We start from the raw sequence: 241 nt of genomic DNA, 5'->3' as shown, positions 1-241 counted from the left end.
GTGCGGGTATCGTTGTCACGGTTGTACTCGCGGCCCTCGTACTTGCCGAAGATGTCCATGTGATCCTTGAGCTCGATGAGCTTCACATCGAACTTGTCGGCATGCTTCGAGTTGCGGCGCATCGAGTGCATCGAGACCACGGCGCCGATATACTGCTTGTGGTTCGTGTGGATGAAGACGCAAGGCTTCATGACGGACAATCTCCGTGGGGTGCCGCTCAAGGGCGGGCGGCGCTCTTCTA

1 protein-coding gene is annotated in these 241 nt (G+C 58.1%); it reads right to left on the bottom strand.

Annotation, left to right across the window (positions count from 1 at the left end; all coding sequences use genetic code 11):
- On the bottom strand, window positions 1–191 hold a 191-nt coding region (locus SAY88_RS25565), incomplete at its 3' end, for a hypothetical protein (protein ID WP_332635242.1).
- Window positions 192–241 lie beyond the last annotated feature (50 nt).

Origin of the sequence: Halalkalibacter flavus, assembly GCF_036663575.1 — a bacterium.
Taxonomy (GTDB): domain Bacteria; phylum Bacillota; class Bacilli; order Bacillales; family Bacillaceae_D; genus Halalkalibacter; species Halalkalibacter flavus.
Note: the sequence above shows the minus strand (reverse complement) of the source record. Positions and strands in the feature narration are given on the sequence as shown.